The sequence below is a fragment of the Streptomyces sp. AC558_RSS880 genome, assembly GCF_019049255.1.
Classification (GTDB): domain Bacteria; phylum Actinomycetota; class Actinomycetes; order Streptomycetales; family Streptomycetaceae; genus Streptomyces.
On sequence record NZ_JAGMUJ010000161.1, the window covers coordinates 489305 to 507219 of the forward strand.

Consider the following 17915-nt stretch of genomic DNA (forward strand, 5'->3'; position numbering starts at 1 on the left):
CCGTACTCAAGGGAGCCGCTTCACTCCTGCCGGGCCGCTCGACGCCCCGCAAAGGTGCCCCCGTAAGGAAGGTCAAGAGGATTTCCATGGGACGCAACACAAGAAAACGCCGTATGCCGCTGGCCACCAAAGTGACAGCCGGGGCGGCGGCCCTGGCGCTCGGTGGGGGCGGGCTCGTCTGGGCGAACTTCTACGCCTCGGCACACGAGGACGGAGGCCACCACCGGACGAAGTCGAGGGGGGCGCAGGTCGCCACGATCAACTGCCCCGACGTCGGCCAGAAGCTGACGAAGGTGCCGAGGCAGGCGCGCCGGGGCGTGGCGAAGGAACTGGCGCTGCTGGACCGGCAGATCACGGACGCCTACACGCGTCTCGCGGAGACGCGCCAGGCCCAGGCGGGAGACGCCGGCTACGTCGACAACGCCATCCTCGGACCGCTGAAGTCCAAGCGGACGGCCACCCTGGACCGGATCGGCATCAACATCAACCGCGCGGGCGGCACGGCGCCGCGCGACCTCGGCCGGTTCGCCCGGTGCCAGGGCGTTCCCGTCGAACAACCCGACGGCGGCGACGGCGACGGTCAGGATCAGGACAACGGCCAGGACCAGGGCGACGGCGGTCAGGACCAGGGCAACGGCGGTCAGGCCGGCAACGGCCCCGTGGCGGACGACTTCATCGACATCGAGGACGTCCAGCCGAACTCCCGCAACCTGCCCAACGGTCTGGCCGCGAACGGCGACGGCGGTTCGACGGGCAGCTTCACCACCGAGTGCGGCACCAACGAGAACGCGCTCCGCAACTCGGACAACGTGATCGCCGCTCCCGGCGTCAGCAACGGCGCCCAGCACCAGCACGACTACGTCGGCAACCAGGCCAACAACGCCTTCGCGAGCGACGAGGACCTGGCCAATGGTGAGACGACCTGCCAGAACCAGGGCGACAGGTCGACGTACTTCTGGCCGGTGCTGCGGATCCAGGACGGTACGCAGGACATCGACCAGGACCAGCCGGGCGGCGGTCAGGACGGCAACGTCGGCAAGATCGTCGCGCCCACCGAGGTGGACCTGAAGTTCGTCGGCAACCGGACGAGCGACGTCGTCGCGATGCCGAGGGCCCTGCGCATCATCACCGGTGACGCCAAGTCCTTCACCAACGGGCTGAACAACGCCAACACCGCCTGGAGCTGCACCGGCTTCGAGGACCGGCAGGTGACGGACAAGTACCCGATCTGCCCCGAGGGCAGCGGCGTGGTCCGGACGACCAACTTCCAGAGCTGCTGGGACGGTCAGAACACCGACAGCGCCAACCACCGTACGCACATGGACTTCGTCGAGGCGGACGGCACCTGCTCGAACGGCTTCCAGGCCGTCCCCCAGCTCCAGGTCCGCCTGGTCTACGACAACATCCCGGCCCCGCGGATCGAGAACGGGCAGGTGGTGAACCCGTTCGCGCTGGACTCCTTCCCGGAGCAGCTGCACAAGCCGATCACCGACCACAACGACTTCATCAACTTCTTCGACGAGGATCTGATGAACGAGATGGTCGACTGCATCAACAGCGGCCAGGACTGCCAGTAGTCCGGTGGCGGGAGGAGGCCGGCGGTGGGATCTCCCACCGCCGGCCTCCTCATCCGTCCGGGGCTCCGGGGTCAGCCGTGGTGGCCGCCCCGGTTGTGGCTGCCGCCGGGGTTCATGTGCTCGGAGCCTTCCTCCATGGTCCCGCCGAGCGTGCCCCGCAGGGCCGTGACGGTCCGTTCCTCGCCGACGGCCACCCACTTGCGGCCGACGAGGTAGTACCCGCCGTAGTCCTTGGCCGTGTCGAGCCACTCGCGCTGGCCGCGGTCGGTGGCGAAGGTGGCGAGGACGTACTTCTCGTCGCCCTTCTCGCACAGCGCCTGGCGGATGGTGTCGGCGTCGGTCTGCATGTTCGGATCGCACTCCGCCTCGGCGGCCAGGTGCTCCAGGCTGCCGGTCGCGGTGGGCGGCACGTCGTCCTTCCCGTCGCCACCGCCGGTTCCGCAGCCCGCCAGCGCCAGGGCCGCCACCGCGCCGGTCAGCGCGAGCATCGGTCGGGTCACCCTCATGTGTTCCTCCGGTTCTGACGGCGACATCGTGGCGGCGACACGCCGCACGGAGCCCCGTACCGGGGCCCTCCGCCTTCGATACGGCTGCGACGCCCGCAACGCTCAACGACCGCGCGGGGCAGGTGACCATCCGCCGGTTCCCTCGTTCTGCTGAGCGTGCAGCCACAGGATGTCGTCCCGCCCTCCCCCGACTCCCCCGCCCCCTCCGCGGCCGGTCCGGTCGTGGGTGTCGAGCAGGCCGAGGCAGCGCTCGTCGAGCACTATCCGCGGCTCGTCCGGCTCGCCTACCTGGTGCTGCCGTCCGGCAGGGGCCGGAGCAGGCGGGTGCTCACCGCGCACGCCCTGGTCCAGCGGGCACTGCCCCGGGGCCGCACCCCCGCGCCGTTGATCCCCGCCCAGCGGGCCGGCCGGGACGGCGACCCGGGGTACGCGCTGATCCGCCTCCAGGTGCTGCGTACGGCGCTGGGGCGCGGGGTGCGGCTGCCGCCGCCGCTTCCGCAGGTGTGGGGGCTGAAGCTGTTCCCGCGCTCGGGCGGCGCCGACGAACTCGCGCTGGACCAGCGGCTGTCCGCGCTGTCGGGACCGGCCCGCGCCGCCCACGCCCTGCGCGGCCTGGAACGGCTTCCGGACGGGGACGTGCGCGAGGTGCTCACGGCCGCGGGCGTCGCCGACGTGGACGCCGCGCTGGAGGAGGCCGACCGGATCCCCGACCCGTACCGGCTGCTCGACTCCCCCGAGTTCGACCCCTGCGCGCTGCAGGTCCGGCCGACCGACCTGCTGCGCCGCCGACGGCGTCTGAAGGCCACGCTGGTCGCCGGGGCGGCGCTGGCGGTGTGCGGGACGCTGCTCGGGCTGCCGGGCGACGGCTGGGGCCCGGACGGCGCCGCCGCACCCCCGTACGCGCGCAACCCGGCCGCGCAGGCCGCACTGGACCCGGGGAAGCTGGCCCGGGTCTCCCCCACCGCGTGGCGGACCTCGGCGCGCACCGACTTCTCCGTGTGGCCGGCGCGCGGCGACCGTACCGGTGACCGGGCCCTGCTGCGCCGCGCCCTCGCCGTCTGGGCCCGGCCCGGGGAGAGCGTCCGGGTGTCGGCGACCCCGGGCACCCCGTCCGGCGGCCCCGCCGGACCGCCCCAGCTGCTGTACGCGGGGACGGTCGACACCGCGCGCGTGGTGGTCCTGTACGACGGTCTGCGCCTCGCCAGGTACGCCGAGCCGAAGGACGGCACGCAGGGCGCCGTCCTCGACTTCGCCCGCGTCGACGGCGCCGGGCGGGCCGGGTCGGGCGCGGTGGTGCTGAGCCGGGCCGACGGCAACGTCCGCTATCTGCTGGCCCCCTGGGTGCGTGAGGCCGGCGAGCGGGACCTGCGCGAGCCGGGCTCGGGCGTGATGTCCCTCCCCCTCAGCGACGGGGTGACCTCGCCGCTGGCCAGTTCCGCCCTGCGGCCGGGGCCGTGCACCTCCTGGAACGTGCTGCAACTGACCGACGGCACCGGCACCCGGCTGGTGACCGACCTCGGCGAGCTGGTCCCGGCCCACCTCACCGCCGGACGTCCGGGCGGGGCGCGTGAGGTCTCCGGTGCCAGGGCGCTGCGCACCTGGGCGCCGTACGCCTGCTCGCTGGGCGCGGTGCGCTCGGCGGGCGTGCGGAGCGTGAACGCCTGGGCGTTCGCCGAGCAGCCGCTGCCCGGAGCGGGAGGCACGGCGGAGTGGGTGTGCACCCGCGCGGAGACCTGGCGGGGCGGCGGGGCCCGGGTGCTGGCGCAGTTCCACACGCCGGGCGGGCGGTTCGGGGCGGTGGCGGCGAAGGCCGAGTCCGTGCCGGCCTGCGGGGAGCGGGAGCCCCGGGTGCTCGCCGGGGTGCTGTGGAAGTCCGGGGCGGGCACCTGGTACCTGCTGGCCGCCGGCAGCAGCGACACGGTGTCGGTCAGGGCGACCGGCGGGGTCGAGGGGTCGGCCCGGGGCCGTCTGCTGGCCGTCCGCGCGAAGAAGGGCGCCCGGGCCGAGCTCAGGGGCAGGCTGGAGGACGGGCGGTCGATCGGCGGACTGCGCTAGCCGGATGAACACCGCCGTCCGGTCCGGGCCGTTCGAGGCCGGAATCGATCGGTAAGGTGTTCGCATGACTACCGGGGCACGGCGCAGAATGGGAGTGGAGGAGCGGCGGCAGCAGTTGATCGGCGTGGCCCTCGAACTGTTCAGCCGGCGTTCCCCCGACGAGGTCTCCATCGACGAGATAGCGTCGCGGGCGGGCATCTCCCGCCCGCTGGTCTATCACTACTTTCCCGGCAAACTCAGCCTGTACGAGGCCGCGTTGAGGCGGGCGGCGGATGATCTGGCGTCCCGGTTCGTGGAGCCGCACGAGGGTCCGCTGGGGTCGCGGCTGCGGCGGGTGATGGTCCGCTTCTTCGACTTCGTCGACGAGCACGGGCCCGGTTTCGCCGCCCTGATGCGCGGCGGCCCGGCGGTCGGCTCCTCCACCACGAACGCGCTGATCGACTCCGTACGGCAGGCCGCGTATGACCAGATGTTGTCGCACATGGGTGTGGTGGGACCGGCGCCGGCGCGGCTGGAACTGGTCGTGAGGTCCTGGATCTCGCTCGTCGAGTCGACGGCGCTGATCTGGCTGGACGGGCGGCGCGTGCCGCGTGAGGAGCTGGAGGTCCAGCTGGTGCAGGACTTCGCCGCGCTGGCCGCCGTCGCCGCCGCCCGTGACGAGGAACTGGCCGCGCTGCTCCGTGGCCTGGTCAAGAACGAGCCGGGCGACGGGCCGTTCACCGACCTCGCCACCCGGCTGATCTCGCTGGCCGCCTCCTAGCGGCCCCTACTCCTCGAACTTCCGGTAGGAGGCGTCGAGGTCGCGCACCTCGGCGGAGGCGTGCAGCACCACCCCTTCGGCCGGCTTGACGTACTGCCGCAGCAGTTCCAGGACGGCCTCGGTGAGGCGGGCCTTGGTCTCGTCACCGCGGCCGGCCAGCAGGGCGATGTGGACGTGCACGAGGGCGTGTCCGTCGGTGTCGGGACCGACCACGACGTCCTCGGTCCGCCGGAACCGGGTCTTGCACGCCGGCTGCTTGGCGGCCGCGATCTCCACCACGGCGGTGTGCAGGTCCCGCGCGAAGGCGGGCCGGTCGAAGCCCTCCGCCAGCGGCCCGGAGTAGTCGACGGTGATCTGCGGCATGAGCCCTCCTGTTCCTGGTCAGGAGGGCTCACACTAGCCGCAGGCCCCTTGCGGGGTCAGCCGGCGGTGGTGAACACGGCGACCGTGCGCGCCGGGACGGTGAACGTGCCGGACCCCTTCGCGTACGCCGAGGTCTTCACGACCGCGTCCCCGCCCGCCGCCTGCACCGGGTGCAGCCGGTAGCCGGTCCCGGCGAGCGCGGCGACCCGCTGCTCCTGCTCCTCGGGCGTGGCGTTGAAGACCACGACCAGGTCACCGAGGGTCATCGTGATCACGCCGGGCGTCTCGTCCTTCCCGGACAGCGGGAAGGAGAGCCGGGACTGCACCTGGGCGGCCGTGTCGAGGGAGAAGGCCTTCTCCGTCGTACGGATGCTCAGCAGGTCCCGGTACGCGGCCGAAGCTCCCTCGATCTGCGGGCAGCCGACCTCGACCGCGCCGAGCAGGGGCTTGGCGTAGGACCACTTGGCCTCGTTGTCGGCGGCCGGCGGCAGACCGCGGCCGAAGCCGTTGCCGTCCGCGCAGTTCCAGTGGATGGCGTTGAACCAGTCGCCGCTGTCATAGGAGTTGCGGTCCAGGGACTTGGAGCGCAGCAGGTCGGTGCCCGCCTGGGAGAGGGCCGGGCCCTGCGAGAGGGTGGCCGTCGCCATGGCGAGGACCTGCATACGGGCCCGGTCCGCGGCCGGGGTGTCCTTCGGCAGCTTGAAGGCGAGCGCGTCGAACAGCGTCTCGTTGTCGTGCGCGTCCGCGTAGGCGAGGGCGTCGCCGGGCGCGGCCGCGTATCCGGCGGGGGCGCCGTTGTAGTCGACCTGGGAGCCCTTGACCTCCTTGCCGCCGGTGTCGGTGAAGGTGTAGTCGGCGAGGTTGCCGCTCAGGCCCACCTTGATCAGGTCCTGGTAGTGCAGGAGGCGGGCCTTCTGCTCGGCCTCGGTGCCGTTGCCCGTCGAGGAGTTGGGGTCGGTGTAGAGGCCGGAGGCGAAGCCCTGCACGCCGGGGTCCTCGTCGAAGGGGCCGCCGCCGCGCACGGCGTCGCGGGCCCGGTCGGAGAAGGTGGCGATGCCGGTGCCGGCCATGTTCTTCTGCGTGGCCTGTTCGAAGCGGGCGTCGTCGGCGATCTCGCCGAAGTTCCAGCCCTCGCCGTACAGGATGATCTCCTTGCCGTCGACGCCGTCCTTCTCGAGGGTCAGCGCGTCGAGGGCCTCGCGGACGGCGAGGATGTTGGCCTTCGGGTGGTGGCCCATGAGGTCGAAGCGGAAGCCGTCGACCTTGTACTCCTTGGCCCAGGTGACGACCGAGTCGACGACGAGCTTGCCCATCATGGCGTTCTCGGTGGCCGTGTTGGCGCAGCAGGTGCTGTTCGCGACCGAGCCGTCGGCGAGGAGCCGCTGGTAGTAGCCGGGGACGATCCGGTCGAGGACGCTCGTCTTCGCCTGGCCGCTCGCGGCGGTGTGGTTGTAGACGACGTCCATCACGACGCGGAGGCCGTCCTCGTTGAGCGCCTTCACCATCTTCCGGAACTCGACCGTGCGCTCGGTGCCGTCCGGGTCGGTGGCGTAGGAGCCCTCGGGGACCGTGTAGTGGTACGGGTCGTAGCCCCAGTTGTAGGCGTCCTTGGCGGCGGCCTTCGCCACGCACTCCTGCTGCTTGTCGGAGTCGGCCGGGTAGGAGGCCAGGTCGCAGCCGACGGTCGCCTGGTCGGACTTCTTCTCGGGGATGGTGGCGATGTCGAACGCGGGCAGCAGGTGCACGTACGAGGTGCCGGCCTCAGCCAACTCGCGCAGGTGCCTGCTGCCGTCGCTGTCCTTGTCGGTGAAGGCCAGGTAGGTGCCGGGGTTCTCCGCCGTGCGGTCCGCCACGGAGAAGTCGCGGATGTGCAGCTCCTGGATCTGGGCGTCCTTGAGCGGCACGGCCTTCGGCTTGTCGTACGTCGACCACTCACGCGGCTTCAGGGACCGGTCGCCGAGGTCGACGACGAGGCTGCGCTCGGAGTCGGTGGTCAGGGCGACCGAGTAGGGGTCGGTGACCTTGTTGGTGACGACCTCGCGGGCGCCGGGCGCCCACACCTTCACCGCGTACCGGTACTCCTCGCCCTTCCAGGAGCGCGGGCCGGTGACGGACCAGACGCCGGTGGCGTCGTCGCGGCGCATCCGGACGGTGCGGTCGCCGATCTCCAGGGAGACGTTCTGCGCGGTCGGCGCCCACACGGAGAGGGTGGGGCGGCCGTGGCGGAAGGTCGGGCCGAGCTTCGCCTTCGTGGCGCCGGCGGCGTAGAGGTCGTCGAGGACGCCCGCGATCTGCACGCCGGTCGCCGCGAGCACGGCGCCGTTGGCGGCCCGCTGGGAGGCGACGACCTGGCCGCGCAGGGCCTCGCGCACCCGGTCCCGGTCACGCGGGTCGACGGACCAGGCGGTGCCGTCCTTCAGGTGCGGGAACTTCGCTTTCTGGGCGTCGGTGAGCGTCGCGCTCGTCAGCCGGATCCAGCGCGCGTCCTCGCCGGTCAGCGCACCGTCCCGCACCTTGATGGAACCGGTGCGGGAGGCGAGCAGCTGGGTGGAGGCGGCGGCCTTCGAGCCGTCCCAGACGACGGTGTCCCGGTCGATCCAGACCGCCTTGGAGGTGGTCGGGTCGAGGGCGGCCGCCGAGCCGGCCGGCTGCGGCAGCAGGTGCTTCTCCTGGCCGTTCAACAGCCACACCTCGTGGCCGTCGGCCTTGAGGTCCAGCGACCGGTCGGTGGGCAGGTCCTTCTCGTCGCCCTTGTGGAGGATGTAGCTGAGGCTGGTGGCACCCTCGGTGAGCGGCACCTCGAAGACAGCGCCATAGGCATCAGTCTTCACCGGCTCCAGGGGGTTCGACCAGTCGGTGGGGTCCGCGGCGCCGGTCCAGGTGTGCAGGCCCCAGCCGTCGTAGTTCCCGTCGGCGCGGTGGTAGTGCAGGATCGCCTTGCTCTTGTCCTGGGCCGGGTACTCGGGCCGTTCGGTGGTGACGGTCTCCTTGCCCTGCTCGATCCAGATCTCGCCGTGCTGGGTGACGTCGATGGTGCGGTCGGTGGCGACGTCCTTGTTGCCGTCCTTGTCGATGACGAGGAAGCCGAGGTCGGACGCGCCCGGCTTGAGCTTGACGTAGGCGAAGGCGCCGTAGGCGTCGCGGCCGGTGAAGGGGTGGCTGTCCGGCCACTCGGTGGCCTCGCCGTCCGCCAGGTCGCCCCAGGCGTACAGGCCCCAGTCGTCGTAGTCGCCGTCCGTGCGCTTGTAGTGGACGATCGCGTAGTCGCGGGAGGCGGCGGTGGGCGGCTCCGCGACGGGCGGGGTGCCCGTGGTGGAGGCGGCCAGGGCGCTCGCGGTGCGGCCTGCCGAGTCGATCACGACGGCCTTGTAGCGCAGGGCGGTGCCGGCGGGGACGTCCTCGCCGATGGTGTGGGTGACCTTGTAGGGGGCGTGGTCGGCGGAGCCGAGCGTCTGCCACCTGCCGTTGCCGGTCCGGGCGGCGAAGACGACCCGGTTGAGCTGCCCGCCGTCGACATCAGCGGTGACCTCGACGGTGCCGGTGGCGCCCGCCTCGGGGGCCTTGAGGGTGACCGTGGGCTCGGCAGCCGGCTCGGCGAGCGGGCCGGACGCCTTGAGGACGATCGCCGAGCCCGCCGGGACGGTGACGGTGATCTTCTTGTCGGCGTCGCTGGTGACGGAGGCGTCGGTGCCGTGGAGGCCCTTGAACGTCATCCGCGCGGAGCCGGTCGCGAAGGTGGCCTTCTCGGCCTCGCCGGAGTTGTTGAAGGCGACGACGTACTCGGTGGTGTCCTTGCCGGTGCCGGTGCGGGAGAAGGCGTAGACGCCCGCGCCGTCGGCCGCGTACCGCTCCTGCTGGATGCCGTCGGTGAGCGCCGGGTGGGCCTTGCGGAGCTTCGCGAGAGCACTGATCTGCTGATAGAGCGGTGCGCGCGTGTCGTAGGCGTCCTCGGCGTGGGTGCGGTCGGTGCCGATCAGGTCGTCGTCGAGGTAGTCGGCCGTGCGGGAGGCGAACAGGGTCTGGCGGGCGTCCTTGTCGCCGCCGGCGCCGGTGAAGCCCTGCTCGTCGCCGTAGTAGACGACCGGGTTGCCGCGGCTGAGGAACATCAGCTCGTTGGCGAGCATGTCCTTCTTCAGCAGCTCCGCGTCGGACGCCTCCGGGTCGTCCTGCTTCAGGAATGTCCCGAAGCGGCCCATGTCGTGGTTGCCGAGGAAGGTGACCTGCTCGTAGGCGTTGGCCTTGTCGGTGGCGTACTTGTAGTCGTCGCCGAAGACCGAGGCCAGCTTCTTCGCGCTGCCGCCCTGGGAGGCGTACTGCCGTGCCGCCTCCTGGAAGGGGAAGTCGAGCGTGGCGTCCAGGCGTCCCTCGGTGACGTACGGGGCGGTGACGTCCGTGTCGGCGGAGTACACCTCGCCGAACATGAAGAAGTCGTCGCGGCCCTTCTTCGCCGCGTAGGCGTCCAGGGCGGTGGCCCACTGGGTCCAGAACTCCATGTTGACGTGCTTCACGGTGTCGATCCGGAAGCCGTCGATGTCGAAGTCCTTCACCCACCGCTGGTAGATCTTCTCCATGCCGTCGACGACCTCGGGACGCTCGGTCCACAGGTCGTCGAGGCCGGAGAAGTCGCCGTACTCGGCGGACTCGCCGGCGAAGGTGGAGTCGCCCCGGTTGTGGTACATGTCCGGGTCGTTGAGCCAGGACGGGACCTTGAGGTCCTCCTTCGCGTCGGGCACGACCGGGGTGCGCGGGAAGGAGCCGGAGTCGACGCGCGGGAACCTGCGCGAGCCGTCGGCGTAGTCGGCGTCGTCGAAGGGCTCCCCGTCCTTCGTCAGGTACGGGAAGGCGCCCTTGGACAGGTAGCCGTAGGACTTCTCCTCGTAGTCGACGACGTCGGCGGTGTGGTTGGTGATGACGTCGAAGAAGACCTTCATGCCCTTGTCGTGGGCCTTGTCGATGAGGGTCTCGAGGTCCTCGTTGGTGCCGAAGTGCGGGTCGACCTGGGTGAAGTCGGTGATCCAGTAACCGTGGTAACCGGCGGAGGCGTTCTCCCCCGTCCCCTGCACGGGCTGGTTCTTGAAGATGGGCGCCATCCAGATGGCGGTGGTGCCGAGACCCTTGATGTAGTCGAGCTTCTTCGTCAGGCCCTTGAGGTCGCCGCCCTGGTAGAAGCCCTTGTCGGTGGGGTCGTACCCGGTGGTGAGGCGCGAACCGGTCAGTCCGCCGCGGTCGTTCTTCGGGTCGCCGTTGGCGAAACGGTCCGGCAGGACGAAGTAGAACTGCTCGCGGGTCAGCTCGTGCCGCGCGGGCGACTCGGCGAGCTTCGCGTCCGAGGGCGGCGCGGGCGGGGTGGCGGCACTGGCGGCGACCGGCTGCACCACGGCGGCGGCGAGCGCGGCCACGGTGACGGCGGCGACGCGTCTGCCGCGTGCGGTGCGGCGCCCCGGGGGCGCGGGCCATCTGGGTATCAAGGCGAGAACTCCTTGCGCTTACGGCTCGATTCGGGTCCGACCCCATACGCCGCGGCATGGCCCTGTTTCGGCCACGTCACCGGAGCGTCGGCGTGACCGTACCGCCGTTGAAAGCTTTACAGCAAGGGTTGTGAAAGTAACGGTAAGGACTTGCATGCGGACGCGGGCCGCGCCGCCGCCCCGTGAACGGCGGCGCGGCCCGCGCGTCTTCAGCAGGACGACTTGCCGGCGTACACCGCGAGGGCCGTGTGGGAGCCCAGGGTGGCGGTCAGCTGTCCGGAACCGTTCACCGTCACCGTGGTGTTGTTCTGGACGTTGCAGTACGTGCCTGCGGGGAGGGAGGTCTGGTAGGTGCGGCTCAGACTGCTCGGCTCGTGGTTGACGGCCACGAAGCCCTTGCCGCCCCGGCCGAAGGCGATGGCGTCATTGCCGTTGTCCCACCAGTTGGTGACCGCCTGGCCGCGGGTGGCGTTGCGGAAGGCGACCATGGACTTGATCTCCGGCCAGGCGTGCTGGCACTTCCAGCCGCTCTGCCAGCAGGCGTCGACCCGGCCTCCGTTCGGCGGTCCGGCGTCGTGGTCGGAGAACTCGTACCCGGAGTTGACGTCCGGGGCGCCGTAGGGCCAGGCCAGCATGAAGACGTTGGCCAGGGTGTAGGTGGCGCCGTCCTTGTAGTTCAGGGTGGAGCCGTTGCGCTCGGTGTCGTGGTTGTCGACGAAGACGCCGGAGACGGAGCTGTTCAGGTAGCCCCAGCCCTCGCCGTAGTTCTTCAGGTAGGCGAGCTTCTCGTTGGTGAAGACCCGCTTGAGGTCGTAGGCGTACCGGAACTCCTGGACGTCCCCGTTGCCCGTGTACTCGGTGGGCTGGACGGCCTCGCCGGCGCCGTAAATGACCTCCTGCTTCCAGTACGCGGAGGGGTTGGTCAGCCGGGACTTGATGTTGGCCAGGTCGGCGGCCGGCATGTGCTTGGCCGCGTCGACGCGGAAGCCGTCCACGCCCAGCGACAGCAGGTCGTTCATGTACCCGGCGATGGTCCTGCGGACGTACTCCTCGCCGGTGTCGAGGTCGGCGAGGCCGACCAGTTCGCAGTTCTGGACGTTCCCGCGGTCGCCGTAGTTGCTGATCTGCGAGGTGCAGTTGTCGAAGTCGTACGAGGAGTACAGGCCGGGGTAGTTGTACTTGGTGTACGAGGAGCCGCCGGTGCCGGTGCCGTTGCCCGCGGACATGTGGTTGATGACCGTGTCGGCGACGACCTTCACGCCGGCCGCGTGACACGTGTCGACCATGTTCTTGAACGCGGCGCGGTCGCCGAGGCGCCCGGCGATCCTGTAGCTGACCGGCTGGTACGACGTCCACCACTGCGCGCCCTGTATGTGCTCGGCGGGCGGGGAGACCTGGACGTATCCGTATCCGGCGGGGCCGAGGGTGGTGGTGCACTCGCGGGCGACCGAGGCGAAGTTCCACTCGAAGAGGACGGCGGTGACGTCCTTGCTACCGGGCGGGGACGCCTGCGCCCCAGTCGGGGCCATGACAACCGAGGCGGCCGCGAGGGCGACCACCCCGGAGAGGGTTCTGCGTGCCATGAGGGGTGTCCTTCTTCATCGAAGGGTGTGGGGAAACCGCCCAAGTCGGCTGAATCTTCTTGCAGAAAACTTCAGCAACCTTGCGGCAACGCAGATGTTAGAGGCCCGCCACCCGAAAGGGCAGCGGGCCGTACCAACTTGAACGAAAAAAGTTGCGAGCCGAACGTCAGGCCGTGGTCCACCACACGGTCGTGTCGGCGGGCAGCTTCGCCTCGCCGGCCGTCTCCTCCACCTCACCGCTGGCGAGCAGGACACGACCGTACGACGGCGTGGTCACCGACTCCCCCGTGGTGTTGGCGACGCACACGAAGTCGCCGCGCCGGAAGGCGAGGACGCCCTCGGGTGCCCGCAGCCACTCCACCGCGTCGCCCGCGCCCAGGTCGGCCTGGTCCCGGCGCACGGCGAGCGCGGACCGGTACAGCTCCAGGGTCGAGCCGGGGTCGCCGGTCTGCGCCTCGACGCTCAGCCCGCCCCAGCTCGCCGGCTGCGGCAGCCAGCTGCCGCCGTCGCCGAAGCCGTACGAGGAGCCCTCGCGGGTCCACGGGATCGGGACGCGGCAGCCGTCGCGGAAGCCGTCCTGGCCCGCGCCCCGGAAGTACGCCGGGTCCTGGCGCACCTCGTCCGGCAGGTCGACGACGTCCGGCAGGCCGAGCTCCTCGCCCTGGTAGACGTAGGCCGAACCGGGCAGTGCCAGCATCAGCAGGGTCGCCGCGCGCGCCCGGCGCAGGCCCAGTTCGCGGTCGCCGGCCAGACGGATCTGGGTGCCGAGGCCGGCCGGGTTGGCGAAGCGGGTGGCGTGCCGGGTGACGTCGTGGTTGGACAGCACCCAGGTGGCGGGGGCGCCGACCGGGCGCATGGCGTCCAGGGTGCGGTCGATGACCTCGCGCAGTTCCGACGCGTCCCAGTGGGTGCCCAGGTACTGGAAGTTGAACGCCTGGTGCAGTTCGTCGGGGCGGACGTAGTTCGCGGTGCGCTCGACGGTCGGGGTCCAGGCCTCGGCGACGAAGATGCGCTCGCCGCTGTACTCGTCGAGGATGAGGCGCCACTGGCGGTAGATGTCGTGGACGCCGTCCTGGTCGAAGAACGGCATGACATCGTTGCCCAGCAGCTTCAGTTGCTCATGGGATCCAAGGTCGGGAAGCCCTTCCGCCTTCACCATGCCGTGGGCGACGTCGATGCGGAAGCCGTCCACGCCCATGTCGAGCCAGAACCGCAGGATGGAGCGGAACTCGTCGCCGACGGCCGGGTGCTCCCAGTTGAAGTCGGGCTGCTCGGGCGCGAACAGGTGCAGGTACCACTCGCCGGGCGTGCCGTCGGGCTCGGTGACCCGGGTCCAGGCCGGGCCGCCGAAGATCGACTCCCAGTCGTTGGGCGGCAGCTCGCCGTTCTCGCCCTTGCCGGGGCGGAAGTGGTAGCGGTCGCGGGAGGGCGAGCCGGGGCCCTCGGCGAGGGCGCGCTTGAACCATTCGTGCTGGTCGGAGGAGTGGTTCGGGACCAGGTCGACGATGATCCTGAGGCCGAGGCCGTGGGCGTCGCGGATCAGCGCGTCCGCGTCGAGGAGGGTGCCGAACATGGGGTCGACGGCGCGGTAGTCGGCGACGTCGTAGCCGGCGTCGGCCTGCGGGGAGGCGTAGAAGGGGCTGAGCCACACGGCGTCCACGCCGAGGTCGCGCAGGTACGGCAGGCGGGAGCGGATGCCTTCCAGGTCGCCCATGCCGTCGCCGTTGCTGTCGGCGAAGCTGCGCGGGTACACCTGGTAGATCACCGCGTCCCGCCACCAGTCGCGGCGCCGTGCGACGGTGGCGACGGCCGAGTCGGTCGTGGGGGTCGGGGCCGGGGCGGCGGAGTGCTGCTGGCTCATGTCGTCCTTGATACGAGTTCGGTCGGGAAGGCGAGTGGGGTGCGGCGGGGAGACGAGGCGGCCGCGGGGGTCAGCGGGGTCGGATGGACACCCGCGGCCGCCTACCCGCGCGAGTCAGGCGCGCGGGAGTCGTTCCACGGAGGGGGTCAGCCCTTCGTGCCGCCGGCGGTGAGGCCGGCCACCAGGTTCTTCTGCACGAGGTAGAAGAACGCGGAGACCGGTATCGCGATCAGGACCGCGGTGGCGGCCATGAGGTTGCGCTGTGCGTCGTGCTCGCTGACGAAGCTCTGCAGACCGACGGCGAGGGTGTACTTCTCGTCGTCGAGCATGAACGTCGTGGCGAAGGCGACCTCGCCGAACGCGGTGATGAAGCTGTAGAACGCGGCGACCGCCAGCCCCGGCTTGGAGAGCGGCAGGATCAGCCGTGCGAACGTGCCGAAGGGGGTCAGCCCGTCGACGCGTCCCGCCTCGTCGATCTCGAACGGGATGGTGTCGAAGTAGCCCTTCATCAGCCAGGCGCAGTACGGCACCGCCGTCGAGCAGTAGACGAGGATGAGTCCAAGGTAGCTGTCGACGAGCTGCAGGTCCGAGAGGATCTGGTACATCGGGACCATCAGGACGGCCACCGGGAACATCTGGGTGAGCAGGAGCACCCACATGAACTTCCGGTAGCCGGGGAAGCGCATGCGGGAGACCGCGTAGCCGGTGGTGGCGGCGACGAGGACGCCGATGACCGTGGTGCCGAGCGAGACGATCAGCGAGCTCTTCAGCCAGTCGAAGAAGTTCGTGTTCTGCAGGACGAACGTGTAGTTGTCGAGCGTCATCTTGCCCCAGATGCCGCCGGGGCGCAGATAGTCGTCCTTGTCCGGGCCGAGGGAGAGGAAGACCAGCCAGACGACCGGGAACAGCGCGATCAGGCTGGCGACGGTCAGGATGCCGTGCGAGGTGAGGCGGCCCAGAGGGCCGCTCTCGCCGCGCCGGCGCGCCTTGCGGGGCGGGAGCGGGGCGTCGGCAGGCCGGTCCGCCGGAGCAGTGGTGGTGACGGTGGAGGTGCTCATGGGGACTCCTGCCTCAGATCGCGAGCTGCTGCTCATTGCGGTTCAGCCAGCGGCGGTAGAAGGAGGTGAAGACGACCAGGATGGCCAGCAGCAGCATGCCGTAGGCCGCGGACTCGGCGAATTCGCGCGGCTGCTGTCCGAAGCCCAGGTAGTAGGACCAGGTGACGAGGATCTGGGCGTCCGGGGCGGTGTTGCCGAACAGCAGGAAGATGATCGCGAACTGGTTGAAGGTCCAGATGACGCCGAGCAGGACCACGGTGGAGCTGACCGAGCGCAGGCCGGGCAGGGTGACGTGGCGGAACCGCTGCCAGGCGTTCGCGCCGTCCATCTCGGCCGCCTCGTACAGGCTGGCGTCGATGGACTGCAGTCCGCCGAGCAGGGAGATCATCATGAACGGCACACCGCACCAGGTGTTGACCATGATCGCGGCGAACCGCTGCCAGAAGGTGTCCTCCAGCCACGCCGGCGAGGGCAGGCCGAGGGAGTCCAGGGCGGTGTTGATGATGCCGGCGTCAGCGAGCATGAAGCGCCAGCCGAAGACGGTGACGAAGGTCGGCACGGCCCACGGCAGGATGAGGACGAGCCGGTAGAAGGTACGGCCCCGGATCTTCTGGTTGAGCAGCAGGGCCAGGCCCAGGCCGATGCCGTAGTGCAGGGTGACGCAGGCCGCCGTCCACACGATCGTCCAGAGGAACTTGGACCAGAAGCGGTCGTAGGCCGTCTCGCCCCACAGGATGTCGGCGTAGTTGTCGATGCCGATGAACTTGTAGGTGGCCTCGATCTCGTTGACGCCGATGGTGCGGGCCGAGTTCAGGCTGTCCGCGTCGGTGAGGGTGAGGTAGAAGCCGTACGTCAGGGGGTACAGCACGATGACGCCGAGCACGAGGGCCACCGGCGCGATCATGGCGTAGGCGTACCAGTGCTTCTGGAAACTGCGCTTCAGGCGGCTGACCGGCCCGGGGCGGGGCGCGCGGTCACCGCGGCGCTTGCCGGTCGCGCGGTCGATGGCGACTGTCATGGTTCGGCACCTTCTGGATGATCAAGGAGTACGGCACACAGGCCGGCGACCGCCGGACCCTCCCCTGACGGGAAGCGGGTCCGGCGGCCACGCGGGCGTTACTTGCTGAAGTCCGGCACCAGCTTGGCGATCGCGGTCTCCGCGTCGCCCAGGCCCTTGTCCAGGGACTCCTTGCCGCTCGCGATCTGCGGGAGCTCGTCGTCCAGCGGACCCCACAGCGAGCTGTACTCGGGCAGGGCCGGGCGCGGCTGCGCGGCGGAGAGGACCGTCTGGTAGCCGGCGATGCCCGGGTCGGCCTTGACCTGGTCGGTGTAGGCGTCGTCGCGCGTGGGCAGCGTGGAGTTCTTCAGCGCGATGGTCTCCTGCGCCTTGGCCGAGGTCATGAACTTCACGAACTTCAGCGCGGCCTGCTGCTTGTCCTCGGTGGAACCGGCGTAGACGGAGAGGTTGTGGCCGCCGGTCGGGGCGCCCGCCTTGCCGGTGGAGCCGGCCGGGACGGTGGCGATGCCGAGGTTGTCCTTGTCCTTGAAGGCGGAGCCCTTGTAGAAGTTGGTGATCTCCCACGGGCCCTGGATGATCGAGGCGACCTTGCCGTTGACGAACGCGTCCTGGATGTGGGCGTAGGCGTCGGCGGTCACGTCGGCCTTGTGCAGGCCCTTGCCGTCGAAGAGGTCCAGCCAGGTGCCGTAGGCCTTCTCGGCCGCGGCCGACTTCACGGTGACCTTCTTGGCGTCGGCGTCGACCATGTCGGTGCCCTCGCCGTACAGGAACGGCTGGGCGTAGTAGCCCGCGGTGGAGCCCCAGTAGCCGTCGACGCCGGTCTTGGCCTTGATGGTGGCGGCGGCCTTCTTCAGGTCGTCCCAGGTCTTGGGGGCCTCGACGCCGGCCTTCTCGAAGATTTCCTTGTTGTAGACGAAGGCGAGGGTGTCCGTGGTGAAGGGGACGCCGTAGGTCTTGCCCTCGTACTTGGCCTGCTCGATCAGGTTGGGCTTGAACTTGTCCTGCTCGGCGAGGGCCTCGGTGCCGTCCAGCGGCAGGAAGAAGCTCTTCTTGGCGAAGGCGGGGGTCCAGCCGACCTCGGAGCGCAGCACGTCGGGGGCGCCCTTGGAACCGGCGGCGGTGTCGAACTTGTTCTGCGCCTGGTCGAAGGGGACGTTGACGTAGTCGACCTTGATGTCCTTGTTGGCCGCCTCGAACTCCTTGACCAGGGCCTTGTACGTCGGCGCCTCGTTGGTCGCGTTGGAGGTGTCCCACCAGGTGATGGTGACCGGGCCGCCGGCCGAGTCGCCGCTGTCGCTGTCTCCGCCGCAGGCCGTCGCCGCGAGGGCGAGGGACGCCACCAGCGCGGTGGCCGCTATGCCACGCCGCATGAGGTTCTCCTTGAGGGTTAAGCCCGTGTGGTGGGCCCTGTCGTCACATTCGCGTCGTCCGCCCGAAGGGCGGGCCTCGCGGCGTCTGGTGCGTGCGATCGCAAGGCGCCGGAGCGCCCTCGTGGCGGAGCCACGTGGGCGTTTCGGCAACATTGCGAGCGTGCGTGCCAGGCGTCGCGAGGCAGACGGGAAGGTGACGACAGGGCCCCGCAGGTGCGGCCCCGTCTGCCGTCCTGCGAACTTGCCGACCGCGCCGTTGCCGCCGCCGGGCGACGTGAACGTAACAGCGATGGAAC

Annotated in this window: 11 protein-coding genes; 3 read left to right on the forward strand and 8 right to left on the reverse strand. The window is 70.4% G+C overall.

The features are described from left to right. The first annotated feature begins 86 nt into the window (after nt 1–86). Nucleotides 87–1577, forward strand: coding sequence for a DUF1996 domain-containing protein (locus KUM38_RS38290; protein WP_217136743.1), 1491 nt, complete (start codon nt 87–89; stop codon nt 1575–1577). Between the two features lie 71 nt (nt 1578–1648). On the opposite strand, the gene KUM38_RS38295 is transcribed toward KUM38_RS38290, so the two are convergent. Further along, a complete protein-coding gene (locus KUM38_RS38295; protein ID WP_217136744.1) occupies nt 1649–2083 on the reverse strand; it encodes a hypothetical protein in 435 nt (144 codons plus the stop codon). Nucleotides 2084–2239: 156 nt separating this feature from the next. On the opposite strand from KUM38_RS38295, the gene KUM38_RS38300 reads away from it, so the two are divergent. Continuing rightward, complete coding sequence (locus KUM38_RS38300) at nt 2240–4138, forward strand: hypothetical protein (RefSeq protein WP_308409148.1); 1899 nt, start codon at nt 2240–2242, stop codon at nt 4136–4138. Between the two features lie 64 nt (nt 4139–4202). Then, nucleotides 4203–4898: a TetR/AcrR family transcriptional regulator gene (locus KUM38_RS38305; protein ID WP_217136745.1), complete on the forward strand. Its 696-nt coding sequence runs from the start codon at nt 4203–4205 to the stop codon at nt 4896–4898. Nucleotides 4899–4904: 6 nt separating this feature from the next. On the opposite strand, the gene KUM38_RS38310 is transcribed toward KUM38_RS38305, so the two are convergent. The 7 genes from KUM38_RS38310 to KUM38_RS38340 all read right to left on the reverse strand — a co-directional run bounded on the left by KUM38_RS38310 (nt 4905) and on the right by KUM38_RS38340 (nt 17619). Next, nucleotides 4905–5261 (reverse strand): 5-carboxymethyl-2-hydroxymuconate Delta-isomerase, encoded by a 357-nt coding sequence (locus tag KUM38_RS38310; RefSeq protein WP_217136746.1) that lies wholly within the window; start codon nt 5259–5261, stop codon nt 4905–4907. Nucleotides 5262–5317: 56 nt separating this feature from the next. Next, nucleotides 5318–10729 (reverse strand): pullulanase-type alpha-1,6-glucosidase, encoded by a 5412-nt coding sequence (gene pulA, locus KUM38_RS38315; RefSeq protein ID WP_217136747.1) that lies wholly within the window; start codon nt 10727–10729, stop codon nt 5318–5320. A 209-nt stretch (nt 10730–10938) separates the two neighbouring features. Continuing rightward, nucleotides 10939–12312 carry an alpha-amylase family protein gene (locus KUM38_RS38320; RefSeq protein WP_217136748.1) on the reverse strand — a complete coding sequence of 458 codons (1374 nt, stop codon included), beginning with the start codon at nt 12310–12312 and terminating at the stop codon, nt 10939–10941. Nucleotides 12313–12478: 166 nt separating this feature from the next. Beyond that, nucleotides 12479–14173 (reverse strand): glycoside hydrolase family 13 protein, encoded by a 1695-nt coding sequence (locus KUM38_RS38325; protein ID WP_217136749.1) that lies wholly within the window; start codon nt 14171–14173, stop codon nt 12479–12481. A gap of 146 nt (nt 14174–14319) precedes the next feature. Further along, nucleotides 14320–15231 carry a sugar ABC transporter permease gene (locus tag KUM38_RS38330; RefSeq protein ID WP_217136750.1) on the reverse strand — a complete coding sequence of 304 codons (912 nt, stop codon included), beginning with the start codon at nt 15229–15231 and terminating at the stop codon, nt 14320–14322. A gap of 13 nt (nt 15232–15244) precedes the next feature. Further along, complete coding sequence (locus KUM38_RS38335; RefSeq protein ID WP_217136751.1) at nt 15245–16249, reverse strand: carbohydrate ABC transporter permease; 1005 nt, start codon at nt 16247–16249, stop codon at nt 15245–15247. A gap of 98 nt (nt 16250–16347) precedes the next feature. Then, complete coding sequence (locus KUM38_RS38340) at nt 16348–17619, reverse strand: extracellular solute-binding protein (RefSeq protein WP_217136752.1); 1272 nt, start codon at nt 17617–17619, stop codon at nt 16348–16350. Between the last annotated feature and the right edge of the window lie 296 nt (nt 17620–17915).